17 protein-coding genes are annotated in these 19,979 nt (G+C 68.4%); 9 read left to right on the top strand and 8 right to left on the bottom strand.

From position 1 onward, the window contains the following. Positions 1-199 precede the first annotated feature (199 nt). From urtA to urtE, 5 genes are all read left to right on the top strand, one after another. A complete protein-coding gene (gene urtA / locus ACFQS7_RS07000; RefSeq protein WP_380066323.1) occupies positions 200-1,447 on the top strand; it encodes an urea ABC transporter substrate-binding protein in 1,248 nt (415 codons plus the stop codon). A gap of 55 nt (positions 1,448-1,502) precedes the next feature. Then, positions 1,503-3,071 carry an urea ABC transporter permease subunit UrtB gene (gene urtB / locus ACFQS7_RS06995; protein ID WP_380066322.1) on the top strand — a complete coding sequence of 523 codons (1,569 nt, stop codon included), beginning with the start codon at positions 1,503-1,505 and terminating at the stop codon, positions 3,069-3,071. A gap of 41 nt (positions 3,072-3,112) precedes the next feature. Then, positions 3,113-4,162 (top strand): urea ABC transporter permease subunit UrtC, encoded by a 1,050-nt coding sequence (gene urtC, locus ACFQS7_RS06990; RefSeq protein ID WP_380067222.1) that lies wholly within the window; start codon positions 3,113-3,115, stop codon positions 4,160-4,162. Beyond that, positions 4,159-4,908 carry an urea ABC transporter ATP-binding protein UrtD gene (gene urtD, locus ACFQS7_RS06985; RefSeq protein ID WP_380066321.1) on the top strand — a complete coding sequence of 250 codons (750 nt, stop codon included), beginning with the start codon at positions 4,159-4,161 and terminating at the stop codon, positions 4,906-4,908. The genes urtC and urtD overlap by 4 nt, the downstream gene beginning before the upstream one ends. A 69-nt stretch (positions 4,909-4,977) precedes the next feature. Continuing rightward, entirely contained in the window at positions 4,978-5,673 is a 696-nt protein-coding gene (gene urtE / locus ACFQS7_RS06980) for an urea ABC transporter ATP-binding subunit UrtE (RefSeq protein ID WP_380066320.1), read from the top strand. Between the two features lie 15 nt (positions 5,674-5,688). On the opposite strand, the gene ACFQS7_RS06975 is transcribed toward urtE, so the two are convergent. From ACFQS7_RS06975 to ACFQS7_RS06965, 3 genes are all read right to left on the bottom strand, one after another. Then, entirely contained in the window at positions 5,689-6,225 is a 537-nt protein-coding gene (locus ACFQS7_RS06975) for a GNAT family N-acetyltransferase (RefSeq protein WP_380066319.1), read from the bottom strand. 84 nt (positions 6,226-6,309) lie between these two features. Then, positions 6,310-7,527, bottom strand: a complete 1,218-nt coding sequence (locus ACFQS7_RS06970) for an amidase (RefSeq protein WP_380066318.1) — start codon at positions 7,525-7,527, stop codon at positions 6,310-6,312. Between the two features lie 113 nt (positions 7,528-7,640). Further along, positions 7,641-7,781, bottom strand: coding sequence for a hypothetical protein (locus ACFQS7_RS06965; protein WP_380066317.1), 141 nt, complete (start codon positions 7,779-7,781; stop codon positions 7,641-7,643). A gap of 171 nt (positions 7,782-7,952) precedes the next feature. On the opposite strand from ACFQS7_RS06965, the gene ACFQS7_RS06960 reads away from it, so the two are divergent. From ACFQS7_RS06960 to ACFQS7_RS06950, 3 genes are all read left to right on the top strand, one after another. Further along, entirely contained in the window at positions 7,953-8,765 is an 813-nt protein-coding gene (locus ACFQS7_RS06960) for a ferredoxin--NADP reductase (protein ID WP_380066316.1), read from the top strand. Between the two features lie 217 nt (positions 8,766-8,982). Beyond that, positions 8,983-9,687 (top strand): hypothetical protein, encoded by a 705-nt coding sequence (locus ACFQS7_RS06955; protein ID WP_380066315.1) that lies wholly within the window; start codon positions 8,983-8,985, stop codon positions 9,685-9,687. Positions 9,688-9,951: 264 nt separating this feature from the next. Beyond that, a complete protein-coding gene (locus ACFQS7_RS06950) occupies positions 9,952-11,619 on the top strand; it encodes an MFS transporter (RefSeq protein ID WP_380066314.1) in 1,668 nt (555 codons plus the stop codon). 64 nt (positions 11,620-11,683) lie between these two features. Here ACFQS7_RS06950 and ACFQS7_RS06945 read toward each other — a convergent pair whose 3' ends face one another. The 4 genes from ACFQS7_RS06945 to ACFQS7_RS06930 are packed head-to-tail and all read right to left on the bottom strand — an operon-like array spanning position 11,684 to position 16,220. After that, positions 11,684-12,361 carry a 3'-5' exonuclease gene (locus ACFQS7_RS06945; RefSeq protein ID WP_380066313.1) on the bottom strand — a complete coding sequence of 226 codons (678 nt, stop codon included), beginning with the start codon at positions 12,359-12,361 and terminating at the stop codon, positions 11,684-11,686. Then, on the bottom strand, positions 12,358-14,178 hold the full coding sequence (locus tag ACFQS7_RS06940) for a DUF294 nucleotidyltransferase-like domain-containing protein (protein WP_380066312.1): 1,821 nt from the start codon (positions 14,176-14,178) through the stop codon (positions 12,358-12,360). The genes ACFQS7_RS06945 and ACFQS7_RS06940 overlap by 4 nt, the downstream gene beginning before the upstream one ends. Before the next feature lie 42 nt (positions 14,179-14,220). Continuing rightward, positions 14,221-15,915 (bottom strand): cation acetate symporter, encoded by a 1,695-nt coding sequence (locus tag ACFQS7_RS06935; protein WP_380066311.1) that lies wholly within the window; start codon positions 15,913-15,915, stop codon positions 14,221-14,223. After that, on the bottom strand, positions 15,915-16,220 hold the full coding sequence (locus ACFQS7_RS06930) for a DUF485 domain-containing protein (protein ID WP_380066310.1): 306 nt from the start codon (positions 16,218-16,220) through the stop codon (positions 15,915-15,917). The genes ACFQS7_RS06935 and ACFQS7_RS06930 overlap by 1 nt, the downstream gene beginning before the upstream one ends. A gap of 227 nt (positions 16,221-16,447) precedes the next feature. On the opposite strand from ACFQS7_RS06930, the gene ACFQS7_RS06925 reads away from it, so the two are divergent. Beyond that, the gene (locus tag ACFQS7_RS06925) at positions 16,448-18,352 is read left to right on the top strand and encodes an AMP-binding protein (RefSeq protein WP_380066309.1); all 1,905 of its coding nucleotides are present in this window, start codon (positions 16,448-16,450) and stop codon (positions 18,350-18,352) included. 179 nt (positions 18,353-18,531) lie between these two features. Here ACFQS7_RS06925 and ACFQS7_RS06920 read toward each other — a convergent pair whose 3' ends face one another. After that, the gene (locus ACFQS7_RS06920; RefSeq protein ID WP_380067221.1) at positions 18,532-19,824 is read right to left on the bottom strand and encodes a nucleotide sugar dehydrogenase; all 1,293 of its coding nucleotides are present in this window, start codon (positions 19,822-19,824) and stop codon (positions 18,532-18,534) included. Positions 19,825-19,979: the final 155 nt, after the last annotated feature.

Here is a 19,979-nt window from a genome sequence, read left to right as displayed (position 1 = left end):
CCGCTTGCAGCGGCACGGCCCCGTATCGGTTTTCTGCCTGCATTTTGAGCATTTCGTGTTCCCGGTCTCTTGAGCAAGCGCCGACGGGAATGGCACGACTCTCGCTAACCCTCTCTGGCGCCCGCGCACCCACAGGGGGTGGTCAGGCGCGTGCCGCCAAGGCCGGACAGGCCAAGGCCTGATGAGGAACGACAGCCGAATGACTACCACGTCCCCAAGCTTCACGCGCCGCGCCGCGCTGGCGGGCCTCGGCGCCGGCCTGGCCGCGCCGATGATCCAGCCGGCCTTCGGCCAGGGCGCGCCGATCAAGGTCGGCGTGCTCCACTCGCTGTCCGGCACCATGGCGATCAGCGAGACCGCGCTGCGCGACACCGTGTTGATGATGGTCGAGTACGCCAACAGCAAGGGTGGCCTGCTCGGCCGCAAGCTGGAAGCCGTCGTCGTCGACCCCGCCTCCAACTGGCCGCTGTTCGCCGAGAAGGCGCGCGAGCTGCTGCAGGTCCACAAGGTGGACGTGACCTTCGGCTGCTGGACCTCGGTCTCCCGCAAGTCGGTGCTGCCGGTCTTCGAGGAGCTCAAGGGCCTGCTCTTCTACCCGGTGCAGTATGAAGGCGAGGAAGAGAGCCCGAACATCTTCTACACCGGCGCCGCGCCGAACCAGCAGGCGATCCCGGCGGTCGAATACCTGATGTCGAAGGATGGCGGCGAGGCCAAGCGCATCGTCCTGCTCGGCACCGACTACGTCTACCCGCGCACCACCAACCGCATCCTGCGCGGCTTCCTGAACTCCAAGGGGATCGGCAATGCCGACATCATGGAGGAATACACCCCGTTCGGGCACAGCGACTGGCAGGGCATCGTCGCCCGGGTGAAGCGCTTCGCCAGCGAGGGCAAGAAGACCGCGATCGTCTCGACCATCAACGGCGACGCGAACGTCCCCTTCTACCGCGAGCTGGGCAACCAGGGCATCAAGGCCGAGGATATTCCCTGCGTCGCCTTCTCGGTCGGCGAGGAGGAGCTGGCCGGGATCGACACCAAGCCGCTGGTCGGCCACCTGGCCGCCTGGAACTACTTCATGTCCACGCCGGGCAAGCCGAACGAAGAGTTCAAGGCGATGTGGCAGGCCTACATCAAGAACCCGAAGCGCGTCACCAACGACCCGATGGAAGCCACCTACACCGGCTTCAAGATGTGGATGCAGGCGGTCGAGAAGGCGAAGACCACCGCGGTCGCCGCCGTCACGCCGGCGCTGATCGGGCAGAAGATCATGGCGCCCTGCGGCTTCGAGGAAGAGATGCTGCCGAACCACCACCTGTCGAAGCCGGTCCTGATCGGCGAGATCCAGGCCGACGGCCAGATCAACACGGTGTGGAAGACCCCTGGCGTCGTGAAGGCCGAGAACTGGTCGCCCTTCATCCCCGAGAACGCGAACCGCGCGAAGAAGTAATCCGCCTCGGGGGCGGCGCCGGCTCGCCCGGCGCCGCCATCCTGCGAAGGGCATCATGACCGTTTTCATCCTCCGCATTGTCCTCCTGCTGCTGCTGGCCCTGCCGGCCCGTGCCCAGGATGCCTTCACCGCCGTGCTTCCCGGCTTGGCCGGCGGGTTCAGCGACATCGCCGCCACGGTGGACCGGCTCGGCGCGCTCGGCGACCCGCGCGCCCTGCCAGTGCTGCAGGCGCTCCAGGAGGGCAGGCTGCAGAAGACGGCCGATGGCCGCCTGCTGCTGCCGGAAGGCGCCGGCTTCCTCGATACCGCGACCGGCCAGCCGGCCGATGCGGTGGGCGCCGAGACGGTGCGGCTCAACAACCGCGTCCGCCAGGCACTGCGCGGCGCGCTCGGCCGGCTGCAGCTCGTCTCGCCCGACCCGGCGCAGCGCGGCGCCGCCGCCGAAGCCATCTTCCGCGGCCGCAGCGCCGAGGACGTGCCCCGGCTGCAGGCCGCCATCGCGCGGGAGCAGATCCCCGAAGTGCGGGCCAAGCTGGAGCTCGCCCTCGCCGCGGCGCAGCTCGTCGCCCCGGATGAATCCGCCAAGCGCGACGCCATCGCGCGACTCGGCGCCGCTGGCTCGGTCGAGGCCCGCGCCCTGCTGATCGAGGCGCGCGCCGGCAATCCCGGGCTGCTCACCGCCATCGACGCCTCGATCGCCACCATCGACAAGCAGCTGCAAATCCGCCGGATGGCGGAGACGCTGTTCCAGGGCCTCTCGCTGGGGTCGGTGCTGCTGCTGGCCGCCCTCGGCCTTGCCGTGACCTTCGGCGTCATGGGCGTGATCAACATGGCGCATGGCGAGTTCGTCATGCTGGGCGCCTATGCCACCTTCGTGGTGCAGGAGCTCTGCCGCGGGACGCCATGGCTGGCGCCCTGGGCGCTGCCGCTGGCGGTGCCGGCCGCCTTCCTGGTCACCGCCGCCGCCGGCGCGCTGCTGGAACGCGGGCTGATCCGGCATCTCTACGGCCGGCCGCTGGAGACGCTGCTGATGACCTTCGGCGTCGGCATGATCCTGCAGCAAGCGGTCCGCATCGCCTTCGGGGCGCAGAACCGGGAAGTCATCTCGCCGTCCTGGATGCAGGGCACGCTGACCCTGCCGGGCGGCGTGGCGGTCACGCAGAACCGGCTGTGGATCATCTTCTTCGGCCTGGCGGTGCTGGCGATGGTCTTCGCCGCCATCCGCCTGACCCGCTTCGGGCTCGAGATGCGGGCGGTGGTGCAGAACCGCCGCATCGCCGCCACCATGGGCATCCGCACCGGGCGGGTGGATGCCATGACCTTCGCCTTCGGGTCCGGTCTGGCGGGCCTCGCCGGCGTCGCGCTCAGCCAGATCGACAACGTCTCGCCCAATCTCGGGACCGGCTACATCATCGACAGCTTCATGGTGGTGGTCTTCGGCGGCGTCGGTTCGCTGGCCGGCACGCTGGTCGGCGCGCTGACCCTCGGCGTGGTCAACAAGATGCTGGAGCCCTGGGCGGGCGCCGTGCTGGCCAAGGTCTTCGTCCTCGTCGCCATCATGCTGTTCATCCAGCGCCGGCCCAAGGGGCTGTTCGCGCTGAAGGGAAGGGCCGCCGAATCGTGAGCGCCACTCTCGCCTCCCCGGCGCCCGGCGGCGCCGGGCGGATGACCCTGCGGCTGGTGCTGCTCGGCGCGGTGCTGCTGCTGGCGGCGTTGCCGGCGCTGAACCGGCTGCCGGTCGACAGCGCGCTGCATGTGTCCGATTTCATCATCAGCATCACCGGCAAGTGGATCACCTATGCCATCCTGGCCTTGGCGATCGACCTGGCCTGGGGCTATGCCGGCATCCTGTCGCTCGGCCACGGCGCCTTCTTCACGCTCGGCGGCTATGCCATCGGCATGCACCTGATGCGGCTGATCGGCACGCGCGGCTCCTACGGCCATCCGACCCTGCCGGATTTCATGGTCTTCCTCGGCTACAAGGAGCTGCCCTGGTACTGGCTGGGCTTCGACCTCTTCCCCTATGCGCTGTTCATGGCCATGGCGGTGCCGGGGCTGCTGGCGCTGGTGGTGGGGTACCTGGCCTTCCGCAGCCGCATCACCGGCGTCTATCTCTCGATCATCACCCAGGCGATGACCTACGCGCTGATGCTGGCCTTCTTCCGCAACGACATGGGCTTTGGCGGCAACAACGGCTTCACCGACTTCAAGGAGCTGCTGGGCATGCCGCTGAACACGGCGAACGCCCGGGCCATGCTGTTCTATGCCTCGCTGGCGCTGCTGGTGGCCGCCTTCTTCCTCTGCACCCGCATCACCCAGTCCAAGCTCGGCCGCGTGCTGGTGGCGATCCGCGACGCGGAAAGCCGGGTGCGCTTCCTCGGCTACGACGTGACCCAGCACAAGCTCTTCGTCTTCGTGCTCTCGGCGATCCTCGCAGGTCTCGCCGGGGCGCTCTACGTGCCGCAGGTCGGCATCATCAACCCCGGGGAGTTCAGCCCGGGCAACTCGATCGAGGCCGTCATCTGGGTCGCGGTCGGCGGCCGCGGCACGCTGGTGGGCGCGGTGCTCGGCGCCTTCTCGGTCAATGCTCTGAAGACCTGGCTGACCACCGTGGCACCCGACCTCTGGCTCTTCGCGCTCGGCGGACTTTTCGTCGCCGTCACGCTGTTCCTGCCGCGCGGCCTGATCGGCCTCCTCTCGAAGGCGAAGTCATGAGCGGTGGCAGCGGCAACCCCGTCCTCTACCTCGACGGTGTCTCGGTCACCTTCGACGGCTTCAAGGCACTGAACAACCTCTCGCTCTTCGTCGAGCCGGGCGAGCTGCGCGCCATCATCGGCCCGAACGGCGCCGGCAAGACGACGATGATGGACGTCATCACCGGCAAAACAAGGCCGAACGAGGGGGTGGTCCGCTTCCACCAGCATGACCTGACCAAGCTGGACGAGGCGACCATCGCCAATCTCGGCATCGGCCGGAAATTCCAGAAGCCGACGATGTTCGACGCGCTGACGGTGTTCGAGAACCTGGAGCTCGCCCTGAAGGCGCCGCGTGGCCCCTTCGCCTGCCTGCGCTGGGTGCTGTCGGGTGCGGCACGGCGGAAGATCGAGGCGACGATGGAGGAGGTCGGGCTGACCGCCCGGGCGCAGGACCGCGCCGGCGTGCTGAGCCATGGCCAGCGGCAATGGCTGGAGATCGGCATGCTGCTGATGCAGGATCCCGAATTGCTGCTGGTGGACGAGCCCGTGGCCGGCATGACCGACCAGGAGACCGAGCATACCGCCGCCTTGCTGGTCCGCATCGCCGGGGCCCGCAGCGTGGTGGTGGTGGAGCACGACCTGGAATTCGTCCGCGCGCTGGGCAGCAAGGTGACCGTGCTGTGCGAGGGCTCGATGCTGTCCGAGGGCAGCATCGACCATGTGCAGAACGACCCACGGGTGATCGAAGTCTACCTGGGACGCTAGCAGTCCGATGACCGGAGCGCCCAAGGGGCGCGGAGGTCTGAATCGGCCCGCTTCACACAAGGATCTGCCATGCTGCGTGTCGAGGCCATTGACCTTTCCTACGGCGCCTCGCGCTGCCTGCGCGGCGTCTCGCTGGAAGCCGATCCCGGCAAGATCACCTGCGTGCTCGGCCGCAACGGCGTCGGCAAGTCCAGCCTGATGCGGTCGATCGTCGGCCTGGAACGCGTCCAGGCAGGCCGGATCATGTGGGAAGGCAAGAACATCGCCGGCATGGCGCCGGCCGACCGGGCCCGTGCCGGCATCGGCTACGTACCGCAGGGCCGCGAGATCTTTCCCTTCCTCACGGTCCGGGAGAACATGGAGACCGCACTTGCCGCGGCGCCGCGCGGCGCCTCGGTGCCGGAGGAGGAGATCTATGCGCTCTTCCCCATCCTCAAGCAGTTCCTCAAGCGGCGTGGCGGCGACCTCTCCGGCGGGCAGCAGCAGCAGTTGGCCATCGCCCGTGCGCTGACCGCGCGGCCGCGGCTGCTGATCCTCGACGAACCGACCGAGGGCATCCAGCCAAGCGTCATCAAGGACATCGCACGGGTCATCCGCCTGCTGGCGCGGGAGAAGAATTTCGCCGTGGTGCTGGTCGAGCAGTACTACGAATTCGCCCGCGAGCTGGCCGACCGCATCGCCGTCATGGTGCGCGGCGAGGTGGCGCTGGGCGGCCCGGTCGGCGAACTGGACGACGAGGCGGTGCGCCGGCTGCTGACCGTCTAGATCAGCCTGGCCGCATCAGTTCGGCACGTCGCGGTCGCCGGCGCCGATGCTGCGCTGCATGAACACCACGTCCAGCCAGCGGCCGAACTTCACCCCGGCCGCCTTCAGCACTCCGGCCCGCTGGAAGCCCAGCGACAGATGCAGGCCGATCGAGCCGACATTGTCGCTGTCGCCGATCACCGCGAACATCTGCCGGAAGCCGGCCGCCTCGGCCCGCTCGACCAGCCGCGCGACGAGGGCCTTGCCGACCCCCATGCCGCGCACGTCGTTCCTGACATAGACGCTGTTCTCGGCGGCGAAGCGGTAGGCCGAGCGGTTGCGGAATTGGGCGATATAGGCATAGCCGATCAGCCCCGGTGCCTCGCCCGGCAGCCCCTCGCCTTCCGCCACCAGCCACGCCCAGCCGCGCGCCTGCGCCTCGGCGAAACGCGCCGCCATCTCGGCCTCGGTCGGCGGCACCTCCTCGAAGGTGCCGGTGCCGTGCAGCACATGATGCGCATAGATAGCGGTGATGGCCGGCAGGTCGGCCTCCACGGCGTCGCGGATCTGCATTCAAACGCCCTCGTCTTGTCCTGGCCCGGCCCTTCGGTGCTGTAGCGGCGGGCCCAGCCCCGGACAAGCCGGGTCAGGCCGGCATCAACATGGCAGTCCGAGCGTCTCGGCCAGGCGGACGGCCAGCGCCAGCAAGGCGCGGTCGCGGCCCGGTGCGGCAACCAGCGAAAGCCCAACCGGCGCACCGCCGTCGCGGCCTGCCGGAATGGAAACCTCGCACAGCCCGGCCAGACCCGAGATCGCAGTGACGCCCATGGTCAGTTCCCGCACCGCATTCTGGTCCGCCTGGCTCGAGGTCAGCTTCGGCGCGGGCGCTGGGCTGGTCGGGTAGACCAGCACCGCGCCGCCTGCCAGGAGCGCCTTCATGCGCGCCTGGAAAACGCGGCGGAAGGCCCGGCCGGCGGCGGCCTGTTCCGCTGACATGGTGCGGGCGGCGTCGAATCGCTCCCTCACCCCGGGGCCGAAGCTCGGCGCGGTGGCGCTGACCCAGCTGCCCAGCGTCGCCCAGGCCTCCTCCGCCTGGGCGCAGCGGAAGCTTTCGTAGAGCAGTCCCAACCCCTCCGGCGCGAGGTCGACGCCAAGCGCACGGCCCAGCAGCCCCTCCAGCACCTGGAGCGGGCCAGCCAGCGCCAGCACGGTGGAGGGCAGCGCATTGATCCAGGCGGCCTCGACCTTCAGCAGCGGGCCCAGCACGGCACCGGGCGGATTGTCCTCCGGCAGCAAAACCTCGCCGACCTGCGCCAAGACGCCGGCCCGGGCGGCGAACCAGCCGGCGGTATCGAAGCTGGGACCGAGGCCGCAGGCGCCGGCCAGGCTGACCGAGCCCCAGCTGGGGCGGACGCCGAAGACGCCGCAATAGCTGGCGGGGATGCGGACCGACCCCCCGGTGTCGGACCCCATGGCGAAATCGACCAGCCTGGCCGAGACCGCGGCGGCCGAACCGCAGGAGGATCCCCCCGGGAAACGGTCCGGCACCGCCGGGTTGACCGGCGTGCCGTGCCAGACATTCTCCCCGGTCAGGCCATAGGCGAGTTCGACCGTCTTGGTCTTGCCCCGCAGAAAGGCACCGGCCTGCAACAGCGCCTGCACCGCCGGCGCGGTGGCGGCGGCCACCGGGTGGGTGCGGGCCCAGTCCGGATTGCCATAGGTCGTCGGCGTGCCGGCGACGTCGTAGAGGTCCTTCACCGCGAAGGAGAGGCCGGTGAGCGGGCCCGCAACGGCACCACGCCGTTCCACCCGCGGCCCCGGCACGAAGGCCCCAACCGTGTCGACCAGGCCACCACCGCCCGAAGCTTCCGCCATCACACTCCATCCCGTCTGGTAATGACAGGATGTCGCAACTTCACCGCATCGCACAACCGGCCGCCGGTGCGGGAGGGCCGTTCGTCACGACGGCGCGGCAGGGCGCCGCCGGTTCAGCCCAGCAGGACGGTCTTGGTGGCCAACGCGGCGAGGGTGGCGGTTATGGCCGCGGTGGGGACACCGAGCCGCTCGACCGCGGCGAAAGCGGCACCGCCGATCACCAGCGCCCAGGCCACGACTTCGGTGAGTTCCATGACAGGCATCGTCGCCTCCCTGAAAAATTGATCGCATGTAATCTACACGCCATCTCAGCGCCACGCACGGGAAAAATATGGCCTGGCTGAAGGTCGACTTACGGCGATGCAAGGCTGGATTGCGCCATCTCCTGTTGCGCTGCGGCGCACAGTTCCGCATCTAGCGATGTCATGGACGCCCTTCCGCTCGCCGCCGCGAAACCCATCATTCCCCCCGCCTTCTTCGGGGAGCGGGTGACCTGGGTCCATCACTGGACCGACAAGCAGTTTTCCTTCCGCTGCACCCGTGATCCGGCGCTGCGCTTCGTCGCTGGGCAGTTCGCCATGATCGGCCTGATGGTCGAGGGCAAGCCGCTGGTCCGGGCCTATTCCATGGTCAGCCCTCCCTGGGACGAGGAACTCGAATTCCTCTCGATCAAGGTGCAGAACGGCCCGCTGACCTCGCGGCTGCAGCACATCCAGGTCGGCGACACGGTGCTGATCGGCAAGAAGCCGACCGGCACGTTGCTGGTCGACAACCTGTTGCCCGGCCGCACCCTGTGGATGGTGTCCACTGGGACTGGCATGGCCCCCTTCATGTCGTTGATCCGCGAACCGGATGTCTATGATCGCTTCGAGCATGCCGTGCTCATGCATGGAGTGCGCGAGGTGAAGGAACTCGCTTACCACGACTACATCGGCACTGAACTGCCGGCGCATGAATTCCTTGGCGAGATGGTGCGGGGCAAGCTGCTGTACTATCCGACCGTGACGCGGGAGCCCTTCCCGACGCAGGGGCGGGTCACCACACTGCTGGAAAGCGGCAAGGTTTGCACCGATCTCGGACTGCCGGCGCTGTCGCCGGAGTACGACCGCGTGATGCTCTGCGGCTCGGAAGCCATGAACGCCGACGTCAAGGCATTGCTTGAGGCGCGTGGCTTCGTCGAGGGCTCGAACAGCACGCCTGGGACATATGTCGTTGAAAAGGCGTTCGTGACCAAATAGTCGCGGCTCCGCCGTGGCGCGGCGGCCTCACTACGGAAATCGACCATGATCCCGGCACAAGGCCGATGAAACCGTAGTGATTTGTTTGCCGATTCGGCGCAGGATGCTGCCATAGAATCGGTTTCGTGCATGCTCCTCACTGAACGCAGATTTGTGTTGTCCCGGGGCCGGGCGCGGAGTCGCTGCCGCGGGCGCCGCCGCTGGGAAAGGATGACCGATGGAAGCAGCCCTGCGCGACAGCGCAGCGAAATGGCTGGCGGACGCGGTGCAGACGGGAGGCTCGGCCGTGCCGTTCCCCGCCTTCGCGACACCCCGCAGCATGCTGGACGGGCAGCGCATCGCCGCCCGCGTCCTCGACATGCTGGACCTCCCGCCTCGCGGTCTGCGTCTCGCCAGCCCGACCAATGGCCGGCCGGTCCCCGGGCCGGTCCTGGAAGGCCGGGTGCTGAAGGATGGCAGCACCGTGTCGATGGCATTGCTGCGCTATCCGCGAGTGAGCGCCGCCGTGGTCGGCGAACTGGCCGAAGACCTCGCACGGCGGGGCGATGAAATACCGAATTTCGCCACCCTGCATCCGGCAATCGACGTGGTCAGCTGGCGCCTGCCGGAACCGCCGACGACCGGGGCGCTGGCGGCCGCGGACCTCGCCGGCCTCGGCTTCATCGTCTGCGGCAAGGCCAAGCGGATGCTGCCGATGCGGCTGCGCATCTCCCTCGCCCCGACCGGCACCTGGCGCCGCGGCGAGGAGGTGGACCTCGAGGAAGCCATGATGGCAGCGGCGCTGGCCGCGCGGCGGGCGGGCGGGCTGCCGCGCGGCGCCTTCCTGGTGGTGCCGTTGGGCGGGTCGCTGGAACCCGAGGCCGGCCTTGACCTGCATGCCTCGTTTGGTCGCCTCGGCCGGGTCAGCGCCCGGTTCGAGTAGCTGGAGGCTGGACGCCTCTCATTGCACCCGCGCGCATCGTAATTTCCGTACTGCGTGCGGAAACCGCATTGACGGTGCACCTGCGTTCTGATTGACGCTCAATCGCGACGACTTGCCTTGGGCCGACCTTCCCAAATTGCGGCGAACCCGGGGTTCGGCGCACGCGAAGGTCTCCGAGGAAAGCGTTTCGCGTAAGCTTGTTGACAGGGGCGAGGAATGGCCAGCCAAGCGGCAATCATAAAATCCGACGCGGAAGTCCGGCCGATGAGCCGCGAGGAGAGGAAAGTCATCCTGGCCTCCTCGCTCGGCACGGTATTCGAGTGGTACGACTTCTATCTCTACGGGTCGCTGGCAGCCGTCATCGGCGCCAACTTCTTCAGTCAGTTTCCGGAAAGCACCCGCAACGTCTTCGCGCTGCTGGCCTTCGCGGCGGGCTTCCTCGTCCGTCCCTTCGGCGCCCTGGTCTTCGGCCGGCTGGGTGACCTGGTCGGGCGCAAGTACACCTTCCTCATCACCATCCTGATCATGGGCGGCAGCACCTTCGTGGTGGGCATCCTGCCGACGTCTGACACCATCGGCATCATGGCGCCGATCATCCTGATCATCCTGCGGCTGCTGCAGGGCCTGGCGCTCGGCGGCGAGTACGGCGGTGCCGCGACCTATGTGGCGGAGCACGCGCCGCATGGCCGGCGCGGCTTCTATACCTCGTTCATCCAGATCACCGCGACGGCGGGCCTGTTCCTGTCGCTGCTCGTCATCCTGTTCACCCAGCTCGCGGTGGGCCCGGATGCCTTCAAGGCCTGGGGCTGGCGGGTGCCCTTCCTGCTGTCGATCGCGCTGCTCGGCATCTCGGTCTGGATCCGCCTGCAGATGGAAGAAAGCCCGGCCTTCAAAAAGATGAAGGCGGAAGGCACGCATTCCAAGGCGCCGATCTCCGAGGCCTTCGGCCAGTGGAAGAACGCCAAGATCGCCCTCTTCGCCCTGCTCGGCCTGGTCATGGGCCAGGCGGTGGTCTGGTACACCGGCCAATTCTACGCGCTGTTCTTCATGGGCCAGGTGCTGAAGGTCGATCCCTTCACCACCAACATGCTGATCGCCTGGTCGCTGCTGCTGGGCTCGGGCGGCTTCGTGCTGTTCGGCTGGCTGTCCGACAAGATCGGCCGCAAGCCGATCATCCTCGGCGGCTGCCTGCTGGCGGCACTGACCTACTTCCCGCTGTTCAAGCTGATGAGCCTCGAGGCCAACCCGGCCCTGGCCAAGGCGCATAGCGAGATCTCGGTCCAGGTGGTCACCGACCAGTCGACCTGCTCCTTCCAGTTCAACCCGACCGGCACCGCGAAATTCACCGAGCCCTGCGACCTGGCAAAGGCTGCTCTGGCCCGCGCCTCGGTGAACTACTCGGTCGAGAACGTGCCCGGCGCGGTGGCGGCGGTACGCATCCAGGGCGGCCAGCTCATCCCGGCGAACACCCCGACCTTCGCCGCCGAACTTGGGAGGGCGCTGACCGCGGCCGGCTACCCGGCGGCGTCGAACCCGACCGTTGTCAAGATGTCGAGCCCCTTCGACATCTTCCGCGAGCAGCCGGCGGTGCTGGTGGGGATCCTGACGATCCTGGTGATCTACGTGACCATGGTCTACGGCCCGATCGCCGCGGCGCTGGTGGAGCTGTTCCCGACGCGGATCCGCTACACCTCGATGTCGCTGCCCTACCATATCGGCAACGGCTGGTTCGGTGGCTTGCTGCCGGCGACGTCCTTCGCCATGATCGCGCAGACCGGCGACGTCTATTTCGGGCTCTGGTACCCGATCGTCATTGCGCTGGCGACCGTGGTGATCGGCATCTTCTTCGTGCCGGAGACCAAGGACGTGGACATCTACGCGGCCGACACGGCGGAAAAGCCGCACGAGCGGCCGGCCAGCGCCAGCCTGTAAGGGCCGACGCGACAAGGAAGGCGCCGGGGGGCAACCCCGGCGCCTTTTTTCATGTCCGGCCGCGCTACCCGCCGGTCGGCGGCGGCGGCCCCTGCCCCATGCGCTCGCGGCGAATCCTCACCCCGCGCGCCTTCATGTCGCGCAGCGCCAGGTAGGCCATCCCCGCCATCACCGCGTCGTTCAGCGCGTCATGCGCCGCCAGCGGTGGGATGCCCAGGTCCTTCAGGATATTGTCGAAGCGCAGGTCGAAGACCGTGCCGGGCGGCGCATTGCCGTACTTGCGCTCGTAGTACAATGCACTGACCTCGATCTGCGGGTTGGGCAGCTTCACCTCGATCAGGTCCATCGAATACTTGTCCAGCATGCGGACGTCAAAATCGATGTAGTAGCCGACCAGGGGACGGCCACCGATGAAGTGCAGCAATTCGGGCAGCAGCCGGCGCATCGGCTGAGCACCCGCCACGTCGCGCTGGCGGATGCGGTGCACCTTGATCGACTCCGCGCCGGCCTGGGCGTCCTCCGGCCGGACGAAGGCCTCGAAGCGCTCGCTGGTCAGGATGCGGTTGCCGCGGATGCGGACCGCGGCGACGGCGACGATGTCGTCATGCCGCGGATCGAGGCCGGTGGTCTCGCAATCCAGCGCCACCACCTCGTCGTCCGGCCCCGGCTCGAACAGGAATTTGTAGGCATGGTCGCCGAGCGACGCCTTGTAGAACAGCCGCCACAGCGCGCCGCGGCTCATCCGAAGGCGGCCAGGTTGTAGCGGGTGCGCAGCATCTCGCGGAACTGCCGGACGATGCGCAGCGCGTCGCGCAGGATGTCGCGGTCGGCGGCCGACAGGGTGGCCGGCTGCACCAGCGCCTCGTGCTCCAGGCTGCCGCGGCGCACCGCCTCCAGCTGCGCCCGCAGCCGGTATTCCATGAAGACTCGCAGCGCCGAGAGCAGTTCCTGGCCTAAGCCGCGGCTGAAGGCACCGGCCTCGACCAGCGCCTCGACCCGTCCCGCGGTCGAGGTGACCATGATGCCGCGGTCCATCGCCATGGCGCGCATGCCGTGGACGATCGGGAAGATGCCGGCCTTCTTGATGTCGATGGCGTCCGAGCCAACGCCGACCTTCTCCATCAGGGTCGTCAGCACGCCCAGCGCCGGGGTCTCGAAGCTCTCGACGAGGCTGGCGAAGCGGGCGATCAGCGCGCGTTCGCCGCGCATCAGTTCGGCCAGCGCCTGCTTGGCCTCAGCCAGCAGGGCGGTGCGACCGGTCACCGCGATCGCGTCGAAGAAGATCGCCAGATTCAGCGCCGCCTCCGGCGTGCGGTCCATGATCCAGAGCCGGAGCTGGCGCACCAACCCCTCCAGCGGCTGCGACCAGAGCGGATTGCGGACCATGACGTTGCCCGGGCAGGGCGGGAAGCCGAAGCTGGCCAGGGCGTCGGAGAAATCGCCGCGGAACCGGGCGAGCTCCGCCTCCGGCACCGGGCCATCGAGCAGCAGCCCATTGTCCTGGTCGGTACGCACGGTCTGCTCGCCACGGCCCTCGGAGCCCATGATCATCAGGCAGCCATGCGCGCGGATGGCGGGCGGCGCCATCAGCTCGAACAGCTTGACGAAAAGCCGGCGATTGAGGTCGGAGGTGATCTCGGCGATCTGCTCCACCTTGACGCCCTGGCGGTGCAGCCGCTCGACCTGTCCCTGGATGTCCTCCGCCGGGGCGGCGAGGTCGGCGACGCTGCGGGCGCGGTCGATCCGACCGGGGATGAGCTGCGAATTGCCGGCGACCAGGCCGAGGATGTGGATGTCCTCGAGGAAGCCGGTGAACTCGCCCGCCGTGCGCACCGCGACGCGGCGCTTGTCGTGCCGGGTCATCAACAGCAGCGCCTCGAAGATGAAGTCCTCGGCGTCCACCGCGATGATGTCGAAATGGCAGACCCGGCGGACCGGCGTGTCGAGCGGCAGGCGCTGCAGCAGCACCGCCTTGGCCAGGTTCATGCCGGTGACGACGCCGATGCGGTCGGCCTCCCGCACATAGACCGCGTTGATATTGGCGTCCTGCATGCTGGCCGCCGCCTCGGCCAGCGTCGCCTCGCCGGGGATCACGACGGCCGGGCCGCGGCTGGCCTCGCGGACGCGGGCGCGCAGCACGCTCTCCATCCCCTCCTGCCGGTGGGCGCGGGCGAAGGCGTCGAGCTTGGCGGAGACCTCGGAATAGAAGAAGGCGGCGAAGCCGGCATTGCGGCCGATCAGCCCGAGCACCACCGTGCGCGGGATGAGGTAGCAGAGCGTCTCCTCGGCGGCGATGAAGTCCTCGCCGGCGGCGCCATGCACCAGGGCGCGGCTGTCGAAGGCGTCCTTCGGGCCGAGCAGGGCGTTGAGCGTGCCGCCTTCGCGGACCTCGATCGAGCCCTTGATGATGACGTGGAGATGCTCGGCCTTCTGGCCGGGGATCAGCACCGCCTCGCCCGGTCGGAGATAGGCGATGTCGAGCGCGGCGCGGAGATCGCCGATCTCTTCCTGCGTGAGCCGGTCAAAGGGCGGATTGCTGGCGTCGAAGGCGCTGGGCATGGAGGGGTGCGGACGGCCGGAGGTCCGGCCGCCCGCCTCTGCTCAGTGGATATGCGCCGAGGCGGCGCCGATCCCGGTCTCCGACCGCACATACTGTGCGTCGTAGGAGGCCAGCTCGCGCTTCGCCCGGGCGCTGCTGTCCAGCTTCGAGACGCCCCAGATGCCGACGAAGGCGATGGCCATCGAGAACAGCGCCGGATTGTCGTAGGGGAAGATCGCTGCCTTGTTGCCGAGCGTCTGCACCCAGACCGCCTTCGACAGGACCACCATCGCCACCGCGGAGAACAGGCCGAGGAAGCCGCCGACCATGGCGCCGGTCGTGGTGCAGCCCTTCCACATCGTGCTCATCAGCAGGACGGGGAAGTTGCAGGAAGCGGCGACCGCGAAAGCCAGGCCGACCATGAAGGCGACATTCTGGTTCTCGAAGACGTAGCCGAGGATGATGGCGACGACGCCGATCACCACGGCGGAGATCTTCGAGATGTTGACCTCCTTCTTCTCGTTGGTGCGGCCGCGGGCGATGACCTCGGCATAGAGGTCGTGGCTGACCGCCGAGGCGCCCGAGAGCGTCAGGCCGGCGACCACCGCGAGGATGGTGGCGAAGGCGACCGCCGAGATGAACCCGAGGAAGAGGCTGCCGCCGACCGCATTGGCCAGGTGGATGGCCGCCATGTTGGTGCCGCCCAGCATACCGGTGATCTTGTTGATCACGCCGCCGGCGCCCGCGGTGTAGTAGCTCGGGTCCACCATCAGGAAGGTGATCGCGCCGAAGCCGATGATGAAGGTCAAGATGTAGAAGTAGGCGATGAAGCCGGTGGCGTAGAACACCGACTTGCGCGCCGCCTTGGCATCGGAGACCGTGAAGAAGCGCATTAGGATATGCGGCAGGCCGGCGGTACCGAACATCAGCGCCAGGCCGAGCGAGATGGCGGAGACCGGGTCGGCCACCATGCCGCCGGGTGCCATGATGGCGTCGCCCTTCGGATGCACCTTCACCGCCTCGGCGAACATCGCCTCCGGGCTGAAGCCGAAATGCAGCATGACCATGAAGGCCATGAAGGTGGCGCCGCCAAGCAGCAGGCAGGCCTTGATGATCTGCACCCAGGTGGTCGCCTTCATGCCGCCGAAGGCGACGTAGACGATCATCAGCGCGCCGACGATCACGACGGCATAGAGGTAGTCGAGGCCGAACAGCAACTGGATCAGCTTGCCCGCGCCGACCATCTGGGCGATCAGGTAGAAGGCCACCACGACCAGCGTGTCGGTCGCCGAGAGGATGCGGATCTGGGTCTGGTCGAGCCGGAAGGAGGCGACGTCGGCGAAGGTGAACTTGCCGAGGTTGCGTAGCCGCTCGGCGATCAGGAACAGCACGATCGGCCAGCCGACCAGGAAGCCGATCGAGTAGATCAGTCCGTCGAAGCCGGAGGCGAAGACCAGGCCGGAGATGCCGAGGAAGGAGGCCGCCGACATGTAGTCGCCGGCGATGGCCAGGCCGTTCTGGAAGCCGGTGATGCCGCCGCCCGCGGCGTAGAAATCCGCCGCCGACTTGGTCGAGGCGGCGGCGCGGTAGGTGATGAAGAGGGTGCCGACGACAAAGAGGAAGAACATCCCGATGGCGGCGATGTTCAGCCCCTGCTTGTCGACCGCGCCATCAACCGCGCCGGCCGCCCAGGCCACGGCATGGGTACCGAGGAAGCCGACAAGGCCAGCCCCGGTCGCAAGGGTGAGCCGGCGCATCACGCGATGTCCTTCTGCAGGTCGCGGGTGAGTTCGTCGAACCGGCCATTGGCACGCTGCACATAGATACCGGTGAGCAGGAACGCCGAGACGATGACGATCAGGCCAAGCACGATGCCGACCGAAGTCGCGCCGCCACCCACCTTCATCGCCATCAGATCATGCGCAAAGGCGACCAGGAAGATGAAGCCGAGATAGATCGCCAGCATGACGGCGGCGAGGGTCCAGGCAAAGCTGGAGCGGGTCCGTACGAGTTCCTGGAATTTCGGGTTACCGAGAATTCGGTCTTGTTCTGGCGTTGCCACGACGAGTCCTCCCTGGGAGCAGCTTTGTGTGCATTGCAGCATAAGTCGTCCCTCGGCGGCGGCGTATTGATCCAGCGCAATGCATCGCGGGCGGCCCTCCCCTACCGGCCCCACAGCCAGCGTGCCACTTCCCGCCTTTGACGGGGCAGTGCGCCGTTGCGCCCTGCAGCGGCTTGCCGCCCAACCCGGGCCTTGCCACGCTGCCAGGAGAAAACCGGGAGGCATCCATGCAGTCCAGCGCCGGCACCAGCCGCTATGCCGCCACCTACGCCGCCTGCCGGGCCGACCCGGAAGCCTATTGGGCGGCAGCAGCCGGGTCGATCGACTGGGACCGTGCCCCGCAGCGGATCTTCGATGCCGCGTCGGGCCCCTACGGCCGCTGGTTCCCGGACGCACGGCTGAACACCTGCCACAACGCGGTCGACCGCCACGTCGCCGCCGGCCGCGGCGCGCAGCCTGCCATCATCTGGGACAGCCCGATGACCGGGCGCATCGAGACAGTGACCTATGCAGCGCTGCTTGGCCGCGTCTCGAAGTTGGCCGGCGCACTCGCCGCGCGCGGGGTCGGCGCCGGCGACCGGGTGGTGCTGTATATGCCGATGGTGGCGGAAGCGGCGATCGGCATGCTGGCCTGTGCCCGGCTCGGCGCGGTGCACTCCATGGTCTTCGGCGGCTTCGCCGCGGCCGAACTCGCCGCCCGCATCGCCGATGCGAAGCCGAAAGTCATCCTGGCGGCTTCCTGCGGGCTCGAGCCCGGGCGGGTGGTCGCCTACAAGCCGCTGCTCGATGCCGCGATCGCGCTGTCGCCGCACAAGCCGGGCGCGGTGCTGGTGCTGCAGCGCGAGCAGGCCGTGGCGACGCTGATCGCCGGGCGCGACGAGGACTGGCTGGCAGCGGAAGCGGCCGCCGCGCCGGCCGCTTGCGTCTCCGTCGCCGCGACCGACCCGCTGTATATCCTCTATACCAGCGGCACCACGGGCAAACCGAAGGGCGTGGTGCGGGACAACGGCGGCCATGCCGTGGCGCTGCGCAACTCCATGGCCATGCTCTACGGCATCGAGCCGGGCGAGGTGATGTTCACCGCCTCCGATGTCGGCTGGGTGGTCGGGCATTCCTACATCGTCTACGCGCCGCTGCTGACCGGCGCGACCACGGTGCTGTTCGAGGGCAAGCCGGTCGGCACGCCGGATGCCGGCACCTTCTGGCGGGTCTGCGCCCAGCACGGTGTCAAGGCGATGTTCACCGCGCCGACCGCGATCCGCGCCATCAAGCGCGACGACCCCGAGGGCAGGCTGGTGGCGCAGTACGACCTCTCAAAGCTGGAAGCGTTGTTCCTCGCCGGCGAGCGCTGCGACCCGCCGACCGCCGAATGGTCGGCCGCGCTGCTCAGGAAGCCGGTGATCGACCATTGGTGGCAGACCGAGACGGGCTGGGCGATCAGCGGCAATTTCCGCGGCCTCGGCCTGTTCCCGGCGCGCTTCGGTAGCGGCGGCAAGCCCTCCCCCGGCTATGACGTGGCGGCGCTGGACGAGGCCGGGCACCGACTGCCGCTGGGCGAGAGCGGCACGCTGGCGATCAAGCTGCCGCTGCCGCCGGGCTGCCTGCCGACGCTGTGGCAGGCCGACGACCGGTTCCGCGAGTCCTACCTCGAGACCTTCCCCGGCTGGTACAACACCTCGGATGCCGGGGTGGTGGATGCGGAGGGCTATGTCTCCGTCATGTCGCGCACCGACGACATCATCAACGTCGCCGGCCACCGGCTGAGCACCGGCGCGATGGAGGAGGTGCTGGCCGGCCATCCGGATGTCGCCGAATGCGCCGTGGTCGGCATCAAGGACAGCCTGAAGGGCCAGGTGCCGCTCGGGCTGGTGGTGCTGAAGTCGGGCGTGACCAAGGCCGACGCAGCGATCTGCAAGGAGCTGGTCGGCTTGGTGCGGGACAAGATCGGGCCGGTGGCGGCCTTCAAGGACGTCCGCGTGGTGGCCCGCCTGCCAAAGACCCGCAGCGGCAAGATCCTGCGTGCGACGATGCGCAAGATCGCCGATGGCGAGGACTACGTGGTGCCGCCGACGATCGACGACGCCAGCATCCTGGGCGACATGGAAGGTGCGCTGCGCGGGATCGTGCGGTAGCGGCGGTCTGCGGGCGGGCAGATAAGATTGGGGAGGAAGAAGCATTTCCACCCCAAACCCGTCCTTTGCTTTCTGCGGGTTGGTGCCCGCCGCGCGGCAGGTCCCAACTCAGAAAACACCGGTGGGTTGGACGCACTGCGTCCAATGGGAGGATACTTTCGCCCCGGCCTTACGGCCTCTCAGGCCTTGACGATCCCGGAACCGCGCACCCCCCGGCGGCCGCAGGCATCGCGGGTATCCACCACCAGCGGCATCGCCGCACACAGCGCGGCGTAATCCACCTCGTCATGGTCGGTGACGATGAGCGCAGCGTCGCAGTCCAGTGCCGCGGCCCAGGGCAACGATCGCCGGCCGGCCAGGCCGGGATGTTCCGGCAAACAGGGCAGTTCCGGCACCAGCGGGTCATGGTAGGGCGCATCGCCGCCCTGCGCCTCGATCAACTCGATCAGCCGCAGTGCCGGGCTCTCCCGCACATCCTCGATGCCCGGCTTGTAGGCGGCGCCGAGCACCAGGATGCGGCTGCCCGCCACGCCGCGGCCCAGCCGCGCCCGCAGCGCCGCCTCCAGTGCCGTCAGCACGTGGAAGGGCATGTCGGCGTTGATCTCACCGGCCAATTCGACGAAGCGTGCCGGCACTCCCGCCGCACGGGCCTTCCAGGCAAGGTATTGCGGATCCACCGGTATGCAGTGCCCGCCCACCCCCGGCCCCGGCCAGAAAGGCATGAAGCCGAAGGGCTTGCTGGCGGCGGCGGCCACCACCTCCCAGGCATCGATGCCCATGGCGCCGAAGGCCAGCTTCAACTCGTTCGCCAAGGCGATGTTGACGGCGCGGAAGGCGTTCTCGGTCAGCTTCACCGCCTCGGCCGTCTCCAGCGAGCCGACCGGCACGACCCGCTCCACCACCGCGCCGTACAGCGTCTCGGCCAAGTGCAGCGCATTGGGATCGGCGCCGCCGACCACGCGAGGGATGCCGGCGGTGCGGAAACCGGCATTGCCCGGGTCTTCGCGCTCCGGCGAATAGGCCAGGAAGAAGTCCTCGCCGCAACGCAGGCCGGTGGCTTCCAGGATCGGCTGTACCACCTGCCGCGTGGTGCCGGGCCAGGTCGTGGATTCGAGCACGACGAGCTGCCCCGGGCGCAGATGCCAGGCGACCGAGCGGGCCGCGGCCTCCACCGCCGAGAGGTCGGGCTGTCGTTCCGGCCCGAGTGGCGTCGGCACGCAGATCAGGACGGCATCCACCGCATCCAGTCGCGTCCAGTCCGCCGTCGCCGTAAAGTGCCGCGAGCGCAAGGCGGCAGCCAATGCGGCCGCGCCGACATGCCGCATGCCGCTCTCGCCTGCCATCAGCCGGGCCAGCTTGGCGGTGTCCCGGTCGAGGCCGAGCGTGGCGAAGCCGGCCTCGGCCAGGGCCAGTGCCATGGGCAGGCCAGCATAGCCGAGGCCGATGACGGCGACGCGGGCGCTGCGCCTGATGACGCGGTCCGCCAGGGTACCGACCCAGCTGGGAGTCGCACCGGGCGGCAGCCGCTCGGAGATTGCTCGATGCTGATAGTCTAAGTATCGTTCTGCATCTGACATAGGTTTTTAGGCCTGCAACCAGCACGAGTCGTCAATCCCGGATAGACGAT

Source organism: Dankookia sp. GCM10030260 (assembly GCF_042666655.1).
Classification (GTDB): Bacteria; Pseudomonadota; Alphaproteobacteria; order Acetobacterales; family Acetobacteraceae; genus Paracraurococcus.
The sequence above is the reverse complement of the archived record's forward strand: the minus strand, read 5'-3'. Positions and strand labels throughout refer to the sequence as shown.

Excerpts from the sequence above, each read along its gene's own strand:
- urtA (WP_380066323.1), top strand. The coding sequence starts at position 200 with ATGACTACCACGTCCCCAAGCTTCACGCGCCGCGCCGCGCTGGCGGGC.
- urtB (WP_380066322.1), top strand. The coding sequence starts at position 1,503 with ATGACCGTTTTCATCCTCCGCATTGTCCTCCTGCTGCTGCTGGCCCTG.
- urtC (WP_380067222.1), top strand. The coding sequence starts at position 3,113 with ATGACCCTGCGGCTGGTGCTGCTCGGCGCGGTGCTGCTGCTGGCGGCG.
- urtD (WP_380066321.1), top strand. The coding sequence starts at position 4,159 with ATGAGCGGTGGCAGCGGCAACCCCGTCCTCTACCTCGACGGTGTCTCG.
- urtE (WP_380066320.1), top strand. The coding sequence starts at position 4,978 with ATGCTGCGTGTCGAGGCCATTGACCTTTCCTACGGCGCCTCGCGCTGC.
- ACFQS7_RS06975 (WP_380066319.1), bottom strand. The coding sequence starts at position 6,225 with ATGCAGATCCGCGACGCCGTGGAGGCCGACCTGCCGGCCATCACCGCT.
- ACFQS7_RS06970 (WP_380066318.1), bottom strand. The coding sequence starts at position 7,527 with ATGGCGGAAGCTTCGGGCGGTGGTGGCCTGGTCGACACGGTTGGGGCC.
- ACFQS7_RS06965 (WP_380066317.1), bottom strand. The coding sequence starts at position 7,781 with ATGGAACTCACCGAAGTCGTGGCCTGGGCGCTGGTGATCGGCGGTGCC.
- ACFQS7_RS06960 (WP_380066316.1), top strand. The coding sequence starts at position 7,953 with ATGGACGCCCTTCCGCTCGCCGCCGCGAAACCCATCATTCCCCCCGCC.
- ACFQS7_RS06955 (WP_380066315.1), top strand. The coding sequence starts at position 8,983 with ATGGAAGCAGCCCTGCGCGACAGCGCAGCGAAATGGCTGGCGGACGCG.
- ACFQS7_RS06950 (WP_380066314.1), top strand. The coding sequence starts at position 9,952 with ATGAGCCGCGAGGAGAGGAAAGTCATCCTGGCCTCCTCGCTCGGCACG.
- ACFQS7_RS06945 (WP_380066313.1), bottom strand. The coding sequence starts at position 12,361 with ATGAGCCGCGGCGCGCTGTGGCGGCTGTTCTACAAGGCGTCGCTCGGC.
- ACFQS7_RS06940 (WP_380066312.1), bottom strand. The coding sequence starts at position 14,178 with ATGCCCAGCGCCTTCGACGCCAGCAATCCGCCCTTTGACCGGCTCACG.
- ACFQS7_RS06935 (WP_380066311.1), bottom strand. The coding sequence starts at position 15,915 with ATGCGCCGGCTCACCCTTGCGACCGGGGCTGGCCTTGTCGGCTTCCTC.
- ACFQS7_RS06925 (WP_380066309.1), top strand. The coding sequence starts at position 16,448 with ATGCAGTCCAGCGCCGGCACCAGCCGCTATGCCGCCACCTACGCCGCC.